This is a genomic window from Kitasatospora sp. NPDC041988, assembly GCF_055588525.1.
The window spans coordinates 21,243-37,055 of the sequence record NZ_JBVJCO010000029.1; the positions used below are offsets into that span (position 1 = coordinate 21,243).

Sequence of the window (15,813 nt, forward strand, 5' to 3'; positions counted from 1 at the left end):
GCGTGAGTGGGGAATTGCACCCGAATCAGCCGGAACGGGCCGGTTGGCGGGGGCGTGCGGGAAGGGGCTCACGCGGCGCGCATGGGAGCACATGGAGGCGCCCGCCGACAACCCACCCCGTCGGGCAGGTACGGTCGGCGGGCGCCGGCGGCGGCCCGGCTCAGCGGCCGGCGGGCGCCAGGTCCTCCGGGAAGAGCCGCAACCGGTGGGCCAGCGCGGCGGCCTCGCCCCGGCCGGCCACCGCGAGCTTGCCGAGGATGTTGGAGACGTGCACGCTCGCGGTCTTCGGGGAGATGTACAGCTCCTCCGCGATCTGCCGGTTGGTACAGCCCCGCGCGAGCAATCGGAGCACGTCCCGCTCACGGGGGGTGAGCCCGAGGGAGCCACCGGCCGGCGCCGGCTTGGCAGGCGTGGCGGCGCGGGCGCTGAGCGCCAGGCCGGCCCGCTCGGCCAGGCCGGTGATCTCCGCCAGCAGCGCGGTGTCCGACCGCACCCCGGCCAGCGCCCGCGCCTCGCGCAGCAGTTCGGTACCCGACTCCCGGCAGCCGACCAGCACCTCGGCCTCGGCCGAGCGCAGCAGCGCCACCGCCAGCGGGCCCGGCAGCCGGGTCGGCCGCAGCGCCTCGACGGCGGCCGCCCAGTGCGCCGGGGTGTCGGTGCCCTCGGCGCGGGCCAGTTCGGCCTCCAGCAGCCGGGCCCAGCCGTGGTGCAGCGGCGCCTTCGGGGTCAGCCGGGCGGCCACCTCGGCGATCTTCGCCAGCACCTCGGCCCGGCCCGGGGCGGCCTCCGGCAGGCCCCGGCTGTCGGCCTCGGCCGCGGCACCGTCCACCAGCAGCGGGTAGAGCGCTGCCTCGTTCCCCGTGGGGATCGGGCCGTCGATCACGGCGAGCAGCTCGGCCCGGGCCTCCAGCGGGCGACCGCCGCGGGCGGCGATCATCACCGCGAGCCGGGAGATCGGCACGGAGTGCTGGAACTGGCAGACCCGGTCCGAGGCGCGGGCCTGGGCCAGCATGCCGGCCGCCGAGGGGAGGTCCCCGCGCATCAGGGCCAGCTCGCCCCGCAGCCGGTCGAGGAACTCGGCGTGGCTGCCCGGATGCTGCGTCCGCTCGGCGCCGGCCAGCAGCTCGGCCGCCTCCTCGGTACGGCCGACGTCGAGCAGCGCCTCGGCGAGGTTGCCGACCAGCAGAGTGCCGATGTTGCGCAGCAGGCCGGTGCCGTCGGCCGTCTCCAGCCCCTCCCGGGCGAGCGCGACGGCCTCCTCCGAGCGGCCGAGCGACTGCAACAGGCTGGCCAGGTTGTTGAGCCCGCGGAGCATGAGGTCCGGGACGCCGAGCTCACGGGTGGCGGCGACCGCCTCGGTCAGCTCGGCGATGGCGGCCTCGGGGTCGTTGCCCAGGTCGTTGCGCAGGGTGCCGAGCGTCATCCGGGCGTGCTGCTCGACGGCGTGCGCCCCGACCTGGCGGGCGATCGCCGCGGCCCGCTCGGCGAGTTCGACGCTCTCCCCGGTGGGGCTGTTGAGCATGGCGATGCCCGCGCTCAGCGCGAACACCTCGGCCTGGACGGCGGACGGCGGCAGGTTCTCGACCAGGCGCCGGGCGTAGGCCGCCTCGTCCTGGTCCTTGGAGCGGTTGAGGTGGCCGAACATCCGGGCCCGGTTCATCCGGAACCAGGCGGCGCGGGCCGGGTCCCTGGTCTCGTCGACCAGCTTCAGCGCCCGCCGGGAGAGGCTCAGCCCGCGCTCGCGGTCCCCGCTGCGCCGGGCCGCGACCACCGCCTCGGCGAGCACGTCGACCAGCTGCAGCCGCTCGCAGTCCTGATCGTGCGTCTCCACGTCGCAGGAGCACGGCGGGTAGGTCTCGGCCCAGTCGTACGGGCGCAGGGTGTGCTCCAGCACCTCCTCGGAGACCTCGTCCCACAGCTCCAGGGCACGCTCCAGCATCCGCAGCTGCTCGGCGAAGGCATTGCGCCGGCGGGCGGCCCGGGCGGCGTCCAGCGCGCTCGGCAGGGCACGCGCGGGATCGTGCGCGTGGTACCAGTAGTTGGCCAGCCGGGCCGGGCGGACGTCGCTGCCGACCAGGTGGGGCTGCTCCTCCAGCGCGGTGGCGAAGCGGCGGTTGATCCGGTGCCGCTCGCCGGGCAGCAGGTCGTCCGAGACCGCCTCGCGGACCAGGGCGTGCCGGAACCGGTAGCCGTCACCGTCGGTGTCCGGGCGCAGGATGTTGGCGCCGACCGCCGCGCGCAGCGACTCGATCAGCCCCTCCTCGTCGTCCAGCACGGCGGCCAGCAGCGCGTGTTCGACGTAGGAGCCGCCCTCGGCGGCGATCCGCAGCACCCGCTGGGTCTCCTCGTCCAGCGCCTCGACCCGGACCAGCAGGATGTCCCGCAACGAGTCGGTGAGCCCGGTCGAACAGCCGTCCTGGAAGGCGGTCGCGAGCTCCTCGACGAAGAACGGGTTGCCCTCGGAGCGGCGGTGGATCCGGTCGACCAGCTGCCGGTCCGGATCGGCGGTGCCGAGGATGCCGGCCAGCTGCGCGGCGACCTCGCCCGGGCCGAACCGCTCCAACTCCATCCGCTGCACGGTGCGCAACCGCTCCAGCTCGGCCAGGAACGGCCGCAGCGGGTGCCGCCGGTGCAGGTCGTCGGTGCGGTAGGTGGCGACCAGCAGGACGCGGGCCCGGTGCAGGGTGCGCACCAGGTAGGCGAACAGCTCGCGCGTCGAGCGGTCCGACCAGTGCAGGTCCTCGACGGCGAGCACGAGGGTACGGTCCGCGCCGAGCCGTTCGAACAGCCTCGCGGTGTGCTCGAACAGCCGGGCCCGGCCGTACTCGTCGTTGGGTTCGCCGTCGGCCTCGCCGAAGTCGGGCAGCAGCCGGGCGAGATGACCCTCCATACCGGCGGCGGCCACCTCCAGCTCGGTGCCCAGGCCACGGTGCAGCCGGCGCAGCGCGGTGGCCAGCGGTGCGTAGGGCAGGCCCTCGGCGCCGACCTCCAGACAGCCGCCGACGGTGGTGACCACCCTGCCGTCACCGCTTCCGGCCCGGGCGAGGAACTCCTCCAGCAGCCGGGTCTTGCCGACGCCGGCCTCGCCGCCGATCAGCACGGTCTGCGGGCTCCCGGAGCCCGCCCGCCGCAGCGCGTCTGTCAGCTCGGTGATCTCGGTGCCACGGCCGACGAAGACGGGACTCACCGATATCTGCTGCATGGAGCTGAGCATGCCATAAGCCGATCCGCCCGGCCGAGGGGTTATCCCACCTCCCGAACGCCCGGAAGGGGAGGCGCTGGACCGCGCCTCCCCTTCCGTCTCCGCCCCGGCCTCGGCCGGGTGCCGGCCCGTCAGCACTCGCGCAGGCGCGCGGCGCGCCGGTCGGCACGGGTGGCGACCAGGCGGCGGATGCCCCGGCCGGCCTTCGGGGCGACGGCCTCGCGGACCATCCGCTCGTGCTCGGCGCGGTGGCGGAGTTCGCTCTGGTGCTGCTGGATGAGCTCGTACTCGATCACGGTGTTTCCCCTCGTGGTGGTCTCTCGTTCTGAGGTAAAGATTCCTCTCCCAGAGGGGTGCGCCACATCGGAAGCCTGCCGCATCTTCCGGGCACCGATCGCCTTAGGCCGGGGCCCGGAAACGGCGAAAGCCCGGTTCCACCCCTCTTATGGGGGGTGAAACCGGGCCTTAGGTCGAACTAAGGCACCTTAGAAGGCCTTAGTTGCCTTAGAAACTCAGGCCGAGGTGCCGAGCCGCTCCGGGCTCTGCAGGCTGTGCCTACCGGCCCTCCACGCCGAGCCGCTCCAGACTGTGCCTACTGTCCCTCCACGCCGAGCCGCTCCAGGATCAGGTCCTTCACGCGGGCCGCGTCGGCCTGGCCGCGGGTGGCCTTCATGACCGCGCCGACCAGCGCGCCCACCGCGGCGACCTTGCCGTCGCGGATCTTGGCGGCGATCGCCTCGTTGCCGGCGATGGCCTGGTCGACGGCGGCACCGAGCGCGGAGTCGTCCGAGACGACGGCCAGGCCGCGCTTCTCGACGACCTCGTCCGGCTCGCCCTCGCCGGCCAGCACGGCCTCGATGACCTGACGGGCCAGCTTGTCGTTCAGCTTGCCCTCGGCGACCAGCGCGGTGACCCGGGCGACCTGCGCCGGGGTGATCGGCTGCTCGCTCAGCTCGGTGCCGGTCTCGTTGGCGCGGCGGGCCAGCTCGCCCATCCACCACTTGCGGGCCTGGTCGGCCGGGGCGCCGGCGGCGATGGTCTCCAGGATCGGCTCGACCGCACCGGCGTTCAGCACCGACTGCATGTCCTTGTCGGACAGGCCCCACTCGGCCTGCAGCCGGGCCCGGCGCACGCGCGGCAGCTCGGGCAGCCCGGCCCGCAGCTCCTCGACCCACTCGCGCGACGGCGCGATCGGGACGAGGTCCGGCTCGGGGAAGTAGCGGTAGTCCTCGGCGTTGTCCTTGATCCGGCCCGAGGTGGTGCTGCCGTCCTCCTCGTGGAAGTGCCGGGTCTCCTGGATGATCGTGCCGCCGTCGGTCAGCACGGTGGCGTGCCGCTGGATCTCGAACCGGGCGGCCCGCTCCACGCTGCGCAGCGAGTTGACGTTCTTGGTCTCCGAGCGGGTGCCGAAGGTCTCGGTGCCGTTGGGGCGCAGCGACAGGTTGACGTCGCAGCGCATCTGGCCCTTGTCCATCCGGGCCTCGGAGACGCCCAGCGCCTTGATCAGCTCGCGCAGCTCGGCGACGTACGCCTTGGCGACCTCGGGGGCGCGCTCGCCGGCGCCCTCGATCGGCTTGGTGACGATCTCGATCAGCGGGATGCCGGCCCGGTTGTAGTCGAGCAGCGAGTGGGTGGCGCCGTGGATCCGGCCGGTCGCGCCACCGACGTGGCTGGACTTGCCGGTGTCCTCCTCCATGTGGGCGCGCTCGATCTCCACACGGAACGTCGAGCCGTCCTCCAGCTGCACGTCGAGGTAGCCGTTGAAGGCGATCGGCTCGTCGTACTGCGAGGTCTGGAAGTTCTTCGGCATGTCCGGATAGAAGTAGTTCTTCCGGGCGAACCGGCACCACTCGGCGATCTCGCAGTTCAGCGCCAGGCCGATCTTGACGGCCGACTCCACGCCGATCGCGTTGACCACCGGCAGCGAGCCCGGCAGGCCCAGGCAGGTCGGGCAGACCTGGCTGTTCGGCTCGGCACCCAGCTCGGTCGAGCAACCGCAGAACATCTTGGTCTTGGTGCCCAGCTCGACGTGGACCTCAAGGCCCATCACCGGGTCGTACGACGCGAGAGCGTCCTCGTAGGAGACCAGGTTCATGACGCTCACAGCGTCCCCTTCGCTAAAAGTCTGTGGAGGTACGGGCCCGGCCGCGCACACCGGTGCGGGCCGGGCCGGGGGCGGCTCAGCCCAGCAGTACGTCGTCGTCGCCGAGACGGCGCAGTTCGCGCACGAGCAGGGCGGTGCCGGTGACCAGGGCCGCGGCGCCGACCAGGGCGTTGATCAGCTTGAGCGTGTCGTTCTCGCCGCGGGCCTTCTTCACGTCCTTGACGATCGAGACCGCGCCGAAGGCGCTGGTACCGATGGAAAGCCACAGGCCGGGCTTGCTGTGCTTGAAGCCCTTCGCCTTCTCGATCTTGCTCACAGTGCCGGTGCCTCCTCCAGCAGGGGGTGCCCCCACTTGTCGTTGAGTGCGGCCTCGACGGCGCCGCCCACGCGGTACAGGCGGTCGTCCGCCATCGCGGGTGCGATGATCTGCAGGCCGACCGGGAGATTGTCCTCCGGGGCCAGTCCGCAGGGCAGCGACATGGCCGCATTGCCCGCGAGGTTCGACGGAATCGTGCACAGGTCGGCCAGGTACATCGCCATCGGGTCGTCGGCGCGCTCGCCGATCGGGAAGGCGGTGGTCGGCGTGGTCGGGGAGACCAGGACGTCCACGCCGGCGAAGGCGGCGTCGAAGTCGCGCGAGATGAGCGTGCGCACCTTCTGGGCCGAGCCGTAGTAGGCGTCGTAGTAGCCCGAGGAGAGGGCGTAGGTGCCGAGGATGATGCGGCGCTTCACCTCGGGGCCGAAGCCGGCCTCACGGGTCAGGGCGGTGACGTCCTCGGCGGAGCGGGTGCCGTCGTCGCCGACCCGCAGGCCGTAGCGCATCGCGTCGAAGCGGGCCAGGTTGGACGAGGCCTCGCTGGGCGCGATCAGGTAGTACGCGGGCAGCGCCAGGGTGAACGACGGGCAGGAGACCTCGACGACCTCGGCGCCCAGCTCGCGCAGCAGCTCCACGGACTCGTTGAACCGCTGCATCACGCCGGCCTGGTAGCCCTCGCCGGCGAACTCCTTGACGACGCCGATCCGCATGCCGCGGATGTCGCGCCGCTTCGCCGCCTCGACCACGGCCGGGACCGGCGCGTTGATCGAGGTGGAGTCCAGCGGGTCGTAGCCGGCGATGGCCTCGTGCAGCAGCGCCGCGTCCAGCACGGAGCGGGCGCACGGGCCGCCCTGGTCGAGGCTGCTGGAGAACGCCACCAGGCCGTAGCGGGAGACCGAGCCGTAGGTCGGCTTCACGCCGACGGTGCCGGTCACGGCGCCGGGCTGGCGGATCGAGCCGCCGGTGTCGGTGCCGATGGCCAGCGGGGCCTCGTAGGCGGCCAGCGCGGCGGCCGAACCGCCGCCGGAGCCGCCGGGGATGCGGGTGAGGTCCCACGGGTTGCCGGTGGCGCCGTAGGCGGAGTTCTCGGTGGAGGAGCCCATCGCGAACTCGTCCATGTTGGTCTTGCCGAGGATGACCACGCCGGCGTCCTTGAGACGCGTGGTCAGGGTGGCGTCGTACGGCGGGATCCATCCTTCGAGGATCTTGGAGCCGCAGGTGGTCGGCACACCCTTGGTGGTGAAGACGTCCTTCAGCGCGAGCGGGACACCGGCCAGCGGGCCCAGCTCCTCGCCCTTGGCGCGCTTCTCGTCCACGGCCTTGGCGGCGCTCAGCGCGCCCTCGGTGTCGACGTGCAGGAAGGCGTTGACCTTCTTGTCGACGGCCTCGATGCGGTCCAGGTGCGCCTGGGCGACCTCGACGGCGGAAACCTCGCCCTTGGCGATGGCGCCCGCGGTCTCGGCGGCGCCCCACTTGACGATCGGAGTACGGATCAGGTCGGTCATTGGGTCAGTCCTCCCCGAGGATCTGCGGCACACGGAAACGCTGCTCCTCGGCTGCGGGGGCGCCGGCCAGCGCCTGCTCCGGGGTGAGCGACGGCCGCACCTCGTCCGCGCGCATGACGTTGGTCAGCGGGAGCGGGTGGGAGGTGGGCGGGACGTCCTGTCCGGCGACCTCGGAAACGCGGGCGACCGCGCCGATGATCACGTCGAGCTGCTCGGCGAAGTGGTCCAGCTCTTCGGCCTGCAACTCCAGACGCGACAGCCGAGCGAGGTGGGCGACCTCCTCGCGCGTGATGCCAGGCATGCAGCGATCCTCAGGGTGAGTTCTGGTGAGGCCCGGCGGTGCGGTGAGGCGGTGCCGGGCCCGGGCAGGAGCAGCCGGCTCGGCGCTCCCGTCCTCTTGGTCTGTGGCCCCATCCTATGGGGCCCGGCCCGGCCACCGGCCAACGAGTAACGCCAGGGCCCGGTTACTGCGGCCCGGCGTGGCGGCTTCCCGCGGCGCGGGGGGCGCCACTGCGGCCTGACCGGGGGCTAGTTCGGGGCGCCCGGGGCCCGGATCTCCATCTGCGCGGCCTGCGCGGCCTGGATCACAGGCGGCAGGACGGGCGGGACAACCGGGTTGATCACGGGCTGGATGACAGGCTGGATCCCGGCCTGCAGGCCGGCCTGGACACCGGCCTGCACACCGGCCTGGAGCACCGGTGGCAGCACGGACTGGATCGCGGGTGGGATCACCGGCTGAACGCCGGGCTGGAGCACCGGCGGCAGCTGCGCGGCCGTGGTGAGTCGCTCCACCGGCGGGGCGCCGGTGCGGTGCACCCGCAGCCAGGCGGTGGCCTGCTCGGCCGGCAGCGCCGCGGAGACCAGCCAGCCCTGGACGGCGTCCACGCCCATGCAGTGCAGCCGCTCCCAGGTCTCGTCGTCCTCGACGCCCTCGGCGACCACGGTCAGGCCGAGCGAGTGCGCCAGCTCCACCGAGCAGCGGACCACCGCCGCGTCGTGGTCGTCGGCGACCATCCGGGAGACGAAGGAGCGGTCGATCTTCAACTCGCCGACCGGCAGGCTGCGCAGCCGCACCAGCGAGGAATGGCCGGTACCGAAGTCGTCCAGGGACATCCCGACGCCGTAGCCGCGGAGCTCGGCCAGGGTGTCGGCGGCGCGCCGGGAGTCGTCCAGCAGCAGCCGCTCGGTGATCTCCAGCTGCAGCGCGTGGGCCGGCACCTGGTGGCGGACCAGGTGGCCGGCGACCCGCTGGGCGAAGCCCGGGTTGAGCACGTCGCGCGGCGAGACGTTCACCGCGACCTGCACCTGGAGACCCTGGTCGCGCCAGTAGGCGAGCTGGCCGACGGCCGCCTCCAGCACGTAGTCGGTCAGCCGGGGCATCAGCCCGCTGGACTCGGCGAGGCCGACGAACTCGTCCGGCGAGACCTTGCCCTGGCCGGGCCGCTCCCAGCGCAGCAGCGCCTCCAGCCCGACCACCCGGCCGTCGAAGGCCACCTTCGGCTGGTAGTGGAGCTGGACCTCGCCGGTCTCCAGCGCCCGCCGGAGATCCCCCAGCAGTCCGATCCGGTACGGCGTGTCGGCGTCCTGGGTCTCGTCGTACTGCTCGACCGAGGTGCGGCCGCGCTGGGCGTGGCCCATCGCGACGTCGGCGCGGCGCAACAGCGACTCGGCGTCCTGGGCGTGCTGCGGGTAGACGCAGACGCCCGCGCTGGCCTCCAGGACAAGCAGCAGCCCGTCGAGGCGGATCGGCGCGGCCAGCTCGGTGATCAGCGCCTTGGCGATCCGCTCCAGGGTGTCCGGGCAGCCGACGCCGGGCAGCAGGACGGCGAACTCGTCGCCGCCCATCCGGGCCACCAGCGGGCGCCCGCCCCGGTAGTGCCGGGGCAGCCCGGCGAAGACGTCGTCGATCGACTCCCGGGTGGCACTGCCCGCCGGGCCGCCGGAGCGCAGCGCCCGGTGCAGCCTGCGGGCGATGTGCACCAGCAGCCGGTCACCGGCGGTGTGCCCGAGCGTGTCGTTGAGCGACCGGAACCGGTCGAGGTCGAGCAGTATCAACCCGACGCTGTACCCCTGGTCGTGCTCGGCGATCGCCTCCTGGGCGGCCAGCAGTAACGCCTGACGGTTGGGCAGGTCCGTCAACGGATCGGTGAGCTGGTCACGGGCACGGTCGCGGGCGATCCGCCAGGCCGCGACCAGCACGGCCAGCGGCACGGCGAACAGCGGCAGCAGCTCGGGCTCGTACCGGTAGACCAGAACGGCCAGCGGAATGAGCGGCGCGGCGCCGGCCAGCAGCACGCCGAGCAGCAGGACCGCACCTGCCACCCCCTGCGGCGGGCGTGTGGGCGCACCGCCGGTCGTACGATCCATAAGCCCTGTCCTCCGTCGGGCCCGCCCCGTCAGGCCGCCTTACGGTGAGGCACCGTGCTGGTGCCGGCAGCTGCCGGGCATGGAGCGACCCCGCGGAGACCGGCTCAGCCGGTGCCCCCACCCCTGCTGACACTCTGTTGCGCTCCAGGGTATTCCGGGGTCCACCCGGCGGGCAGACTTTCGGACAACCGGGAACGCGCCACCGCGTTCGGGTGTCGCACAGTGACACAATGCCCGCTTTCACTGTGCAGCACCCGGTGACGTTGCATCAGGACGATAACAAGACGGATTCGGCGCTTCCGCGCGCGGGTCACTCCTCGGCCGGGGCCGCCTCCTCCTCGGACTCCTCGACGGACCCCTCGGCAGCCTCCGGTTCGGGCAGACCGAGGTGCCGGCGGGCGGCGTCCGGACCCTGCTCCAGCAGGACGGCGAAGCCCGCGTCGTCCAGCACCGGCAGGCCGAGCTGAACGGCCTTGTCGTACTTGGAACCGGGGTTGTCACCGGCCACCACGAAGTGCGTCTTCTTCGACACCGATCCGGTCACCTTGGCTCCGCGCGAGGTCAGCGCCTCCTTGGCGCCGTCCCGGGTGTGCCCGGCCAGCGTGCCGGTGACGACGACGGTCAGGCCCTCCAGTGGACGCTCGCCCTGCTCCTCGGCGAACTCCTCGGTGAAGCGGACGCCGGCCCGGCGCCACTTCTCCAGGATCTCCCGGTGCCACTCCTCCTGGTACCACTCCTTGATCGAGCGGGCGATGATCGGGCCGACGCCCTCGACCGCCGCCAGCTCCTCCTCGCTCGCCTCGAAGATCCTGTCCAGATCGCGGAACTCCCGGGCGAGCTCCTGGGCGGCCACCGGGCCGACGTGGCGGATCGACAGCCCGTTGACGAATCGAGCCAGCGGGCGCTCCTTCGCCTTCTCCAGGTTGTCGAGAAGCGTCCGGAGCGTCTTCTTCGGCACGCCCGTCGTGGTGGCGAAGAAGAAGACCTCCTTCTCCTTGCCGGTCTTGTCGTCCAGCTTGGGCATGCCCGTCTTCGGCTCGCGGACCAGCACCTTGATCGGCAGCAGCTGCTCCTCGGTGAGGCCGAAGATGTCGCCCTCGTCCTTCACCGGCGCCTCGGCCGGCTCCAGCGGCTGGGTCAGCGCGGTGGCCGCCACATAGCCGAGGCCCTCGATGTCCAGGGACGAACGGCCGCCGAGGAAGGCGATCCGCTCGCGGATCTGGGCCGGGCAGAACTGCGCGTTCGGACAGCGCAGGTCGATGTCCCCCTCGGCCATCGGGCGCAGCTCGGCGCCGCACTCGTGGCAGTGCGAGGGCATCACGAACTCCTGCTCGGTGCCGTCCCGCAGGTCGTAGACCGGGCCGAGGATCTCCGGGATGACGTCGCCCGCCTTGCGCAGCACCACGGTGTCGCCGAGCAGGACGTCCTTGGCCTTGACGACCTGCTGGTTGTGCAGCGTCGCGTACTGGACCATCGAGCCGGCCACCTTGACCGGCTCCGCCAGCACCGCGTACGGGGTGGCCCGGCCGGTGCGACCGATGCCGACCTTGATCGCGGCCAGCTTGCCCGTGACCTCCTCCGGCGGGTACTTCCACGCGATCGCCCAGCGCGGGGACTTGGAGGTGGCGCCGAGCCGGCCTTGGAGGGCGATCTCGTCCACCTTGACCACGACGCCGTCGATCTCGTGCTCGACCGAGTGCCGCTGCTCGCCGTACTGCTTGATGAAGGCGCGGACCTCGTCGACGGTGGCGACCACCCTGTTGTGCCGGGCGGTGGGCAGGCCCCAGTCGTGCAGCAGCTGGTACGCGTGCGACTGGCAGTCGATGTCGAAGCCGACCCGGGCGCCGATGCCGTGCACCACCATGTGCAGCGGGCGGGAGGCGGTGACGTGCGGGTCCTTCTGGCGCAGCGAACCGGCGGCGGCGTTGCGCGGGTTCATGAACAGCCGGATCATCGCCCGGGGCCGCTTGCCCTCCTTGGCGCGCTCCTCGTTCTCCTGCCGGCGGCGCTCGTTCTCCTCCGCGAACGAGGCGTTGAGCGCCTCGAAGGCATCGGTCGGGAAGTAGACCTCGCCCCGGATCTCGACCAGCTCGGGGATGTCGTCGCCCTTGAGCTGGTGCGGGATCTCCTTGATGGTGCGGACGTTGGCCGTGATGTCCTCGCCGACCCGGCCGTCGCCGCGCGTCGCGGCCTGCACCAACTGGCCGTTCTCGTACGTCAGGTTGACGGCCAGGCCGTCCACCTTGAGCTCGCAGAGGTAGTGGTACTCGATGCCGTGCAGCTCGCCGGCGACGCGCTCGGCCCAGGCCGCGAGCTCGTCCTCGTCCATGGCGTTGTCCAGGCTGAGCAGCCGCTCGCGGTGCTCGACCGCGGCGAACAGCTCGGCGACGGCGCCGCCGCCCACCTTCTGCGACGGCGAGTCCGGCGTGACCAGGGCCGGGTGCCCGGCCTCCAGGCCCTCCAGCTCGCGCATCAGCGCGTCGAACTCGGCGTCGCTGACGACCGGCGCGTCCTGCTCGTAGTAGCGGGCGCGGTGGTCCTCGATCTCGGCCGCCAGCTCGGCGTGCCGTCTGCGCACCTCTGCCGGGATGTCCTCCCAGCCCTCGACAGCCACCACCGCAAGCCCTCCGTTACGTCTTACTCCGGGTTGTCCACCAGGCTCTGCGCCGCCCGCGCGCTGAGCGACAACGCCTGGCGCGCGTACGCCGGGGAGGCCCCGGCCAGCCCGCAGGTGGGTGTCACCAGCACACGGCGGCCCAGCAGCTCCGGGGCGAACCCGAGCCTGCGCCACAACGTCCTGACACCCTGGACACTACCGGCCGGGTCCGACACTGCCGTTGATTGACCGGAGGGCTGGTCAGCGGACGGGACGACCCCCGCGAGGATCATCGTTCCCGCCTCCACCGCCTCGCCCAGGTCGTCGTCCATCCGGTCCGTCAGGAGCGAGAAGTCCAGCGAGATCCCGGCCACCCCGGCCCGGCGCAGCAGCGGGATCGGCACGTTCGGCGCGCAGCTGTGCACGACGACGGGCGCGTCCAGGGTGCGGATGAGTTCACGAAGCCGCTCCTCGGCGACCTGCCGGTCCACCGAGCGCAGCCGCTGGAAGCCGCTGGCGGTCCTGACCTGGCCGGCCAGCACGGCGGGCAGCGCGGGCTCGTCCAGCTGGAGCACGACCTCCGCCCCGGGGATCCGCCTGCGGACGTCGGCGAGGTGGCGGCGCAGGCCCTCGGCGAGCGAGCCGGCGATGTCCCGGCAGGCCCCGGGGTCGGCGAGCGCCTTCTCGCCGTACTTCAGCTCGATGGAGGCGGCCAGCGTCCACGGCCCGACCGCCTGCACCTTGAGCGCGCCCTGGTAGCCCTGGGTGAACTCCTCCAGCGCGTCCAGGTCCTCGCCGAGCCAGGAGTGGGCCCGCTTGGTGTCCCGGCCGGGGTGGTCGGTGAAGCGCCAGCCGCTCGGCTCGGTCTGCGCGAACAGCTCGACCAGCAGGCCGGCCCCGCGCCCGATCATGTCGGCGCCCGGCCCGCGGGCGGGCAGCTCCGGGAGGAACGGCAGGTGCTCCAGCGCCCCGGTGGCCGTCTTCGCGGCCTCCCGGGCGTCGGTGCCGGGCAGCGATCCGACGCCGGTGGCGGCGCCGACCAGGTCGGGGAAGGGGTGTCCGTTGCTCACCCTCGAAGCGTACGAGATCGGGGGGACGGCGGCGGACGGGAGCGAGCGGGCTGTCCACGGCCACGGACGGCCGCGGCCCCGGCCCCGAGCGTGGAGCTCGGTGCCGGGGCCGCGGGTGTCCGGGCCGACCCGTTCCGGTCAGTACTCCTCGCTGCCGAAGGAGTCGACCACCACGTGGATCGGCGCGCCGCTCGCGTTGTAGAACGACACCCAGTCCCCCTTCACCGGCACCACGACCTGGTTGGCGATGGTCTCGCCGGCCACGAAATTGAGGTTCGAGACGTTGGGCATCACCTCACCGCCCGGGTAGACGGTGAGGTGGCCCTCGGCGCCCGGCTCGGTGACCGTGACGTTCAGGGTCCTCGCGGCGGTGGAACGGCTGGAGCCCACGTAGACCGACAAGGTGCTCCAGGCCGGAACGGCACCTGGGGGACGCGAGTGGTACCGGTCGGTGCTGAAGTACGTCCGGGTGTCCATCACCCGCGTCGGACCGTACGGGCGGTAGCTGAGCCTGCCCTCGGCCGTGTAGTAGCCGGCCAGGTCCGCGAGCAGGTGCACGGTGCCGCCGGAGGCGTTGTAGAACGACACCTTGCCGTCCTTCACCGGGACGGTCACCAGGTTCGGAATCGTCCGGCCCGCCGTCCAGTTCACGTTCGACGCGTTGGGCGCGGCACCACCGTGCGGGTAGACGGTGAGGTGGCCGTCCACCGTCGGCTCGGTCACGGTCACGTTCATCGTCACCGCGGTCACACCCGTCGCCGGGATCCCCGCCACACCCGCGACCGGCAGGTCGACGGTGCCCCACGCCGGGACGGCCTGCGCCGACGCCACCCCGATCGGCTCCCGGGTGTCCAGCAGACGGGACGGACCCTGCGGGTGGAAGAGGTCGCCCTTCGAGCTGTAGTAGCCGGCCAGGTCGGCGATCAGATGCACCGGGCCGTCGGAGGCGTTGAAGAAGGACACCTTGCCGTCCCGCACCGGCACCGTCACCAGGTTGGCGATCGTCCGGCCGGCCTCCCAGTTCAGGTTCGACGCGTTCGGTACCGCGTTACCGTGCGGATACACCGTCAGGTGGCCGTCCTTCGTGGGCTCGGTCACCGTCACGTTCATCATCACCGCCGTCAGGCCGGTGGCCGGCACCCCCGCCACACCCGCGACCGGCAGCTCCACACTGCTCCAGGCCGGGACGGCCTGCGCCGACGGGACACCGATCGGCTCACGAGTGTCCAGCAGACGGGTCGGGCCGGCCGGCGTGAACGCGCTGCCGACGTTGGTCTCCTCCCTTGAACCGCGGTCGCGGAAGCCGCTGCCGGTACCGGTGTTGGGCACCCGCGGGTCGTCCGCGGGGGCATGGCCGTCGCTGTCGGTCGCCGGCATCCCGGGCGCGTTCTCGTCGGCCGAGTCGATCCTGTGGCTGACGGGTGTGTCCGGTCCCGGCGAGGCGGACGAGGCCGGCTCCACGTAGTCGTGAACGCCCTGCCCGCTGGCGGCGGTGAACGCCGGCTGGTCGGCGTAGGCGGTGCCGGCCCAGTTGTAGACGAGGCCGTCGCTGCGCGAGTCGACGATGTTGTAGTCCACCTTGGTCCCGGCGGTCGCGGCGGCCGCGACGGTGATGCCGGTGTGCTGCGCCGGGTCCACGCCGGCGCAGGACCCCCCGAACAGGGGCCCCGTCTCGACCACGTTGTTCTCCACCGTGGCACCCCCGGAGGCCCCGGTCAGGACCACGCCCGGTCCGCAGAACGACAGCATGCTGTTGCCGACGATCACCGTGTTCGGGGCGCCGTCGACCAGGACGGCCGTGCCGCCGGTGCCGCTGACGAGGTTCGTGGTCAACACGGTCCCGGTGGAGCCGCCGTCCACCGTGAAGGCCGTCCCCTTCACGTTGACGCTGGTTTCGCTGCGGGAGAAGACCACCTGGCTGGAGGCGTTGGTGACATGGGCGCCCCCGGTCATCAGTTTCACACCGGTGAACGACACGTCTCGCGCGCCGTCCACCGTCAGCGGCTTCCCGTCGGGCATGAAGACGACCAGGTTCTCGAACCTGAGGTGCTCGCCCTTGACGACGAAACTGTTGATCGGGTGGCCCGACTCGCCGATGTGGGCCATGCCTCCGGAGTACCGGGCCGGGCCGCGGAAGGTGATCGGTGCCTCGGCCGTACCGGAGCCCGCGACGGTGAGGTCCCCCTCGTCGTAGACGCCGTCGGCGATCTCGACCGTCTGGCCCGGACGGGCGACTGCGGCGGCGGCACCGACGTGGCAGAACGGCGCGGCCTGGGTACCGGCGCCGCTGTCGGTGCAGTTCAGCCCGGCCTTGTTGTTGACGTAGAGCGTGGTGGCGCCGGCCACCGCGACGCTCGTACCGACGGCCGGCAGGCCGACCGTACCGAGCAGCGTGGCCCCGACGGCCAGCGCTGTACGAAGTCTGGAAATGGAATGCCCCCCTGGGCGGAAATGCGGACCGGTGCCGCGTGTGAGCCCTCGTCGGCCTGGGGTTTCCCGGCGGAGGGCGAACGGGATCATGCCACAGGGGTGAAGCCCCCGCCAAGGTGCTTTCCGGGGGCTGCCCGTACGCCCGTGGGGGGGGGGGGGGGGGGGGGGGGGGGCGCGTGCCCCTCGAGGGGGGGGGGGGGGGTGGGGGAGAAAAAGGAGGGAA

At 72.5% G+C, this 15,813-nt stretch carries 9 protein-coding genes and 1 pseudogene; all 10 read right to left on the reverse strand.

Going from position 1 to position 15,813, the window contains the following annotated elements; all coding sequences use genetic code 11:
• Positions 1-160 precede the first annotated feature (160 nt).
• The 10 genes and pseudogenes from ACZ6NC_RS26540 to ACZ6NC_RS26585 all read right to left on the reverse strand — a co-directional run bounded on the left by ACZ6NC_RS26540 (position 161) and on the right by ACZ6NC_RS26585 (position 15,506).
• Complete coding sequence (locus ACZ6NC_RS26540; RefSeq protein WP_465736272.1) at positions 161-3,202, reverse strand: helix-turn-helix transcriptional regulator; 3,042 nt, start codon at positions 3,200-3,202, stop codon at positions 161-163.
• Positions 3,203-3,333: 131 nt separating this feature from the next.
• The gene (locus tag ACZ6NC_RS26545; RefSeq protein WP_465736273.1) at positions 3,334-3,498 is read right to left on the reverse strand and encodes a hypothetical protein; all 165 of its coding nucleotides are present in this window, start codon (positions 3,496-3,498) and stop codon (positions 3,334-3,336) included.
• A gap of 296 nt (positions 3,499-3,794) precedes the next feature.
• Entirely contained in the window at positions 3,795-5,306 is a 1,512-nt protein-coding gene (gene gatB / locus ACZ6NC_RS26550; RefSeq protein WP_465736274.1) for an Asp-tRNA(Asn)/Glu-tRNA(Gln) amidotransferase subunit GatB, read from the reverse strand.
• Between the two features lie 76 nt (positions 5,307-5,382).
• Complete coding sequence (locus ACZ6NC_RS26555; protein WP_396320942.1) at positions 5,383-5,622, reverse strand: hypothetical protein; 240 nt, start codon at positions 5,620-5,622, stop codon at positions 5,383-5,385.
• The gene (gatA, locus tag ACZ6NC_RS26560) at positions 5,619-7,127 is read right to left on the reverse strand and encodes an Asp-tRNA(Asn)/Glu-tRNA(Gln) amidotransferase subunit GatA (protein WP_465736275.1); all 1,509 of its coding nucleotides are present in this window, start codon (positions 7,125-7,127) and stop codon (positions 5,619-5,621) included. Before gatA ends, ACZ6NC_RS26555 begins: the two co-directional genes overlap by 4 nt.
• A gap of 4 nt (positions 7,128-7,131) precedes the next feature.
• Positions 7,132-7,428: an Asp-tRNA(Asn)/Glu-tRNA(Gln) amidotransferase subunit GatC gene (gene gatC / locus ACZ6NC_RS26565; RefSeq protein WP_035845952.1), complete on the reverse strand. Its 297-nt coding sequence runs from the start codon at positions 7,426-7,428 to the stop codon at positions 7,132-7,134.
• A gap of 440 nt (positions 7,429-7,868) precedes the next feature.
• Positions 7,869-9,431: pseudogene (locus ACZ6NC_RS26570) on the reverse strand (putative bifunctional diguanylate cyclase/phosphodiesterase); the annotation flags it as partial.
• Positions 9,432-9,804: 373 nt separating this feature from the next.
• Positions 9,805-12,108 carry an NAD-dependent DNA ligase LigA gene (gene ligA / locus ACZ6NC_RS26575; RefSeq protein WP_465736335.1) on the reverse strand — a complete coding sequence of 768 codons (2,304 nt, stop codon included), beginning with the start codon at positions 12,106-12,108 and terminating at the stop codon, positions 9,805-9,807.
• A gap of 23 nt (positions 12,109-12,131) precedes the next feature.
• Positions 12,132-13,160 carry a methionine synthase gene (locus ACZ6NC_RS26580; protein ID WP_465736276.1) on the reverse strand — a complete coding sequence of 343 codons (1,029 nt, stop codon included), beginning with the start codon at positions 13,158-13,160 and terminating at the stop codon, positions 12,132-12,134.
• A 138-nt stretch (positions 13,161-13,298) separates the two neighbouring features.
• Complete coding sequence (locus tag ACZ6NC_RS26585; RefSeq protein ID WP_465736277.1) at positions 13,299-15,506, reverse strand: right-handed parallel beta-helix repeat-containing protein; 2,208 nt, start codon at positions 15,504-15,506, stop codon at positions 13,299-13,301.
• Positions 15,507-15,813: the final 307 nt, after the last annotated feature.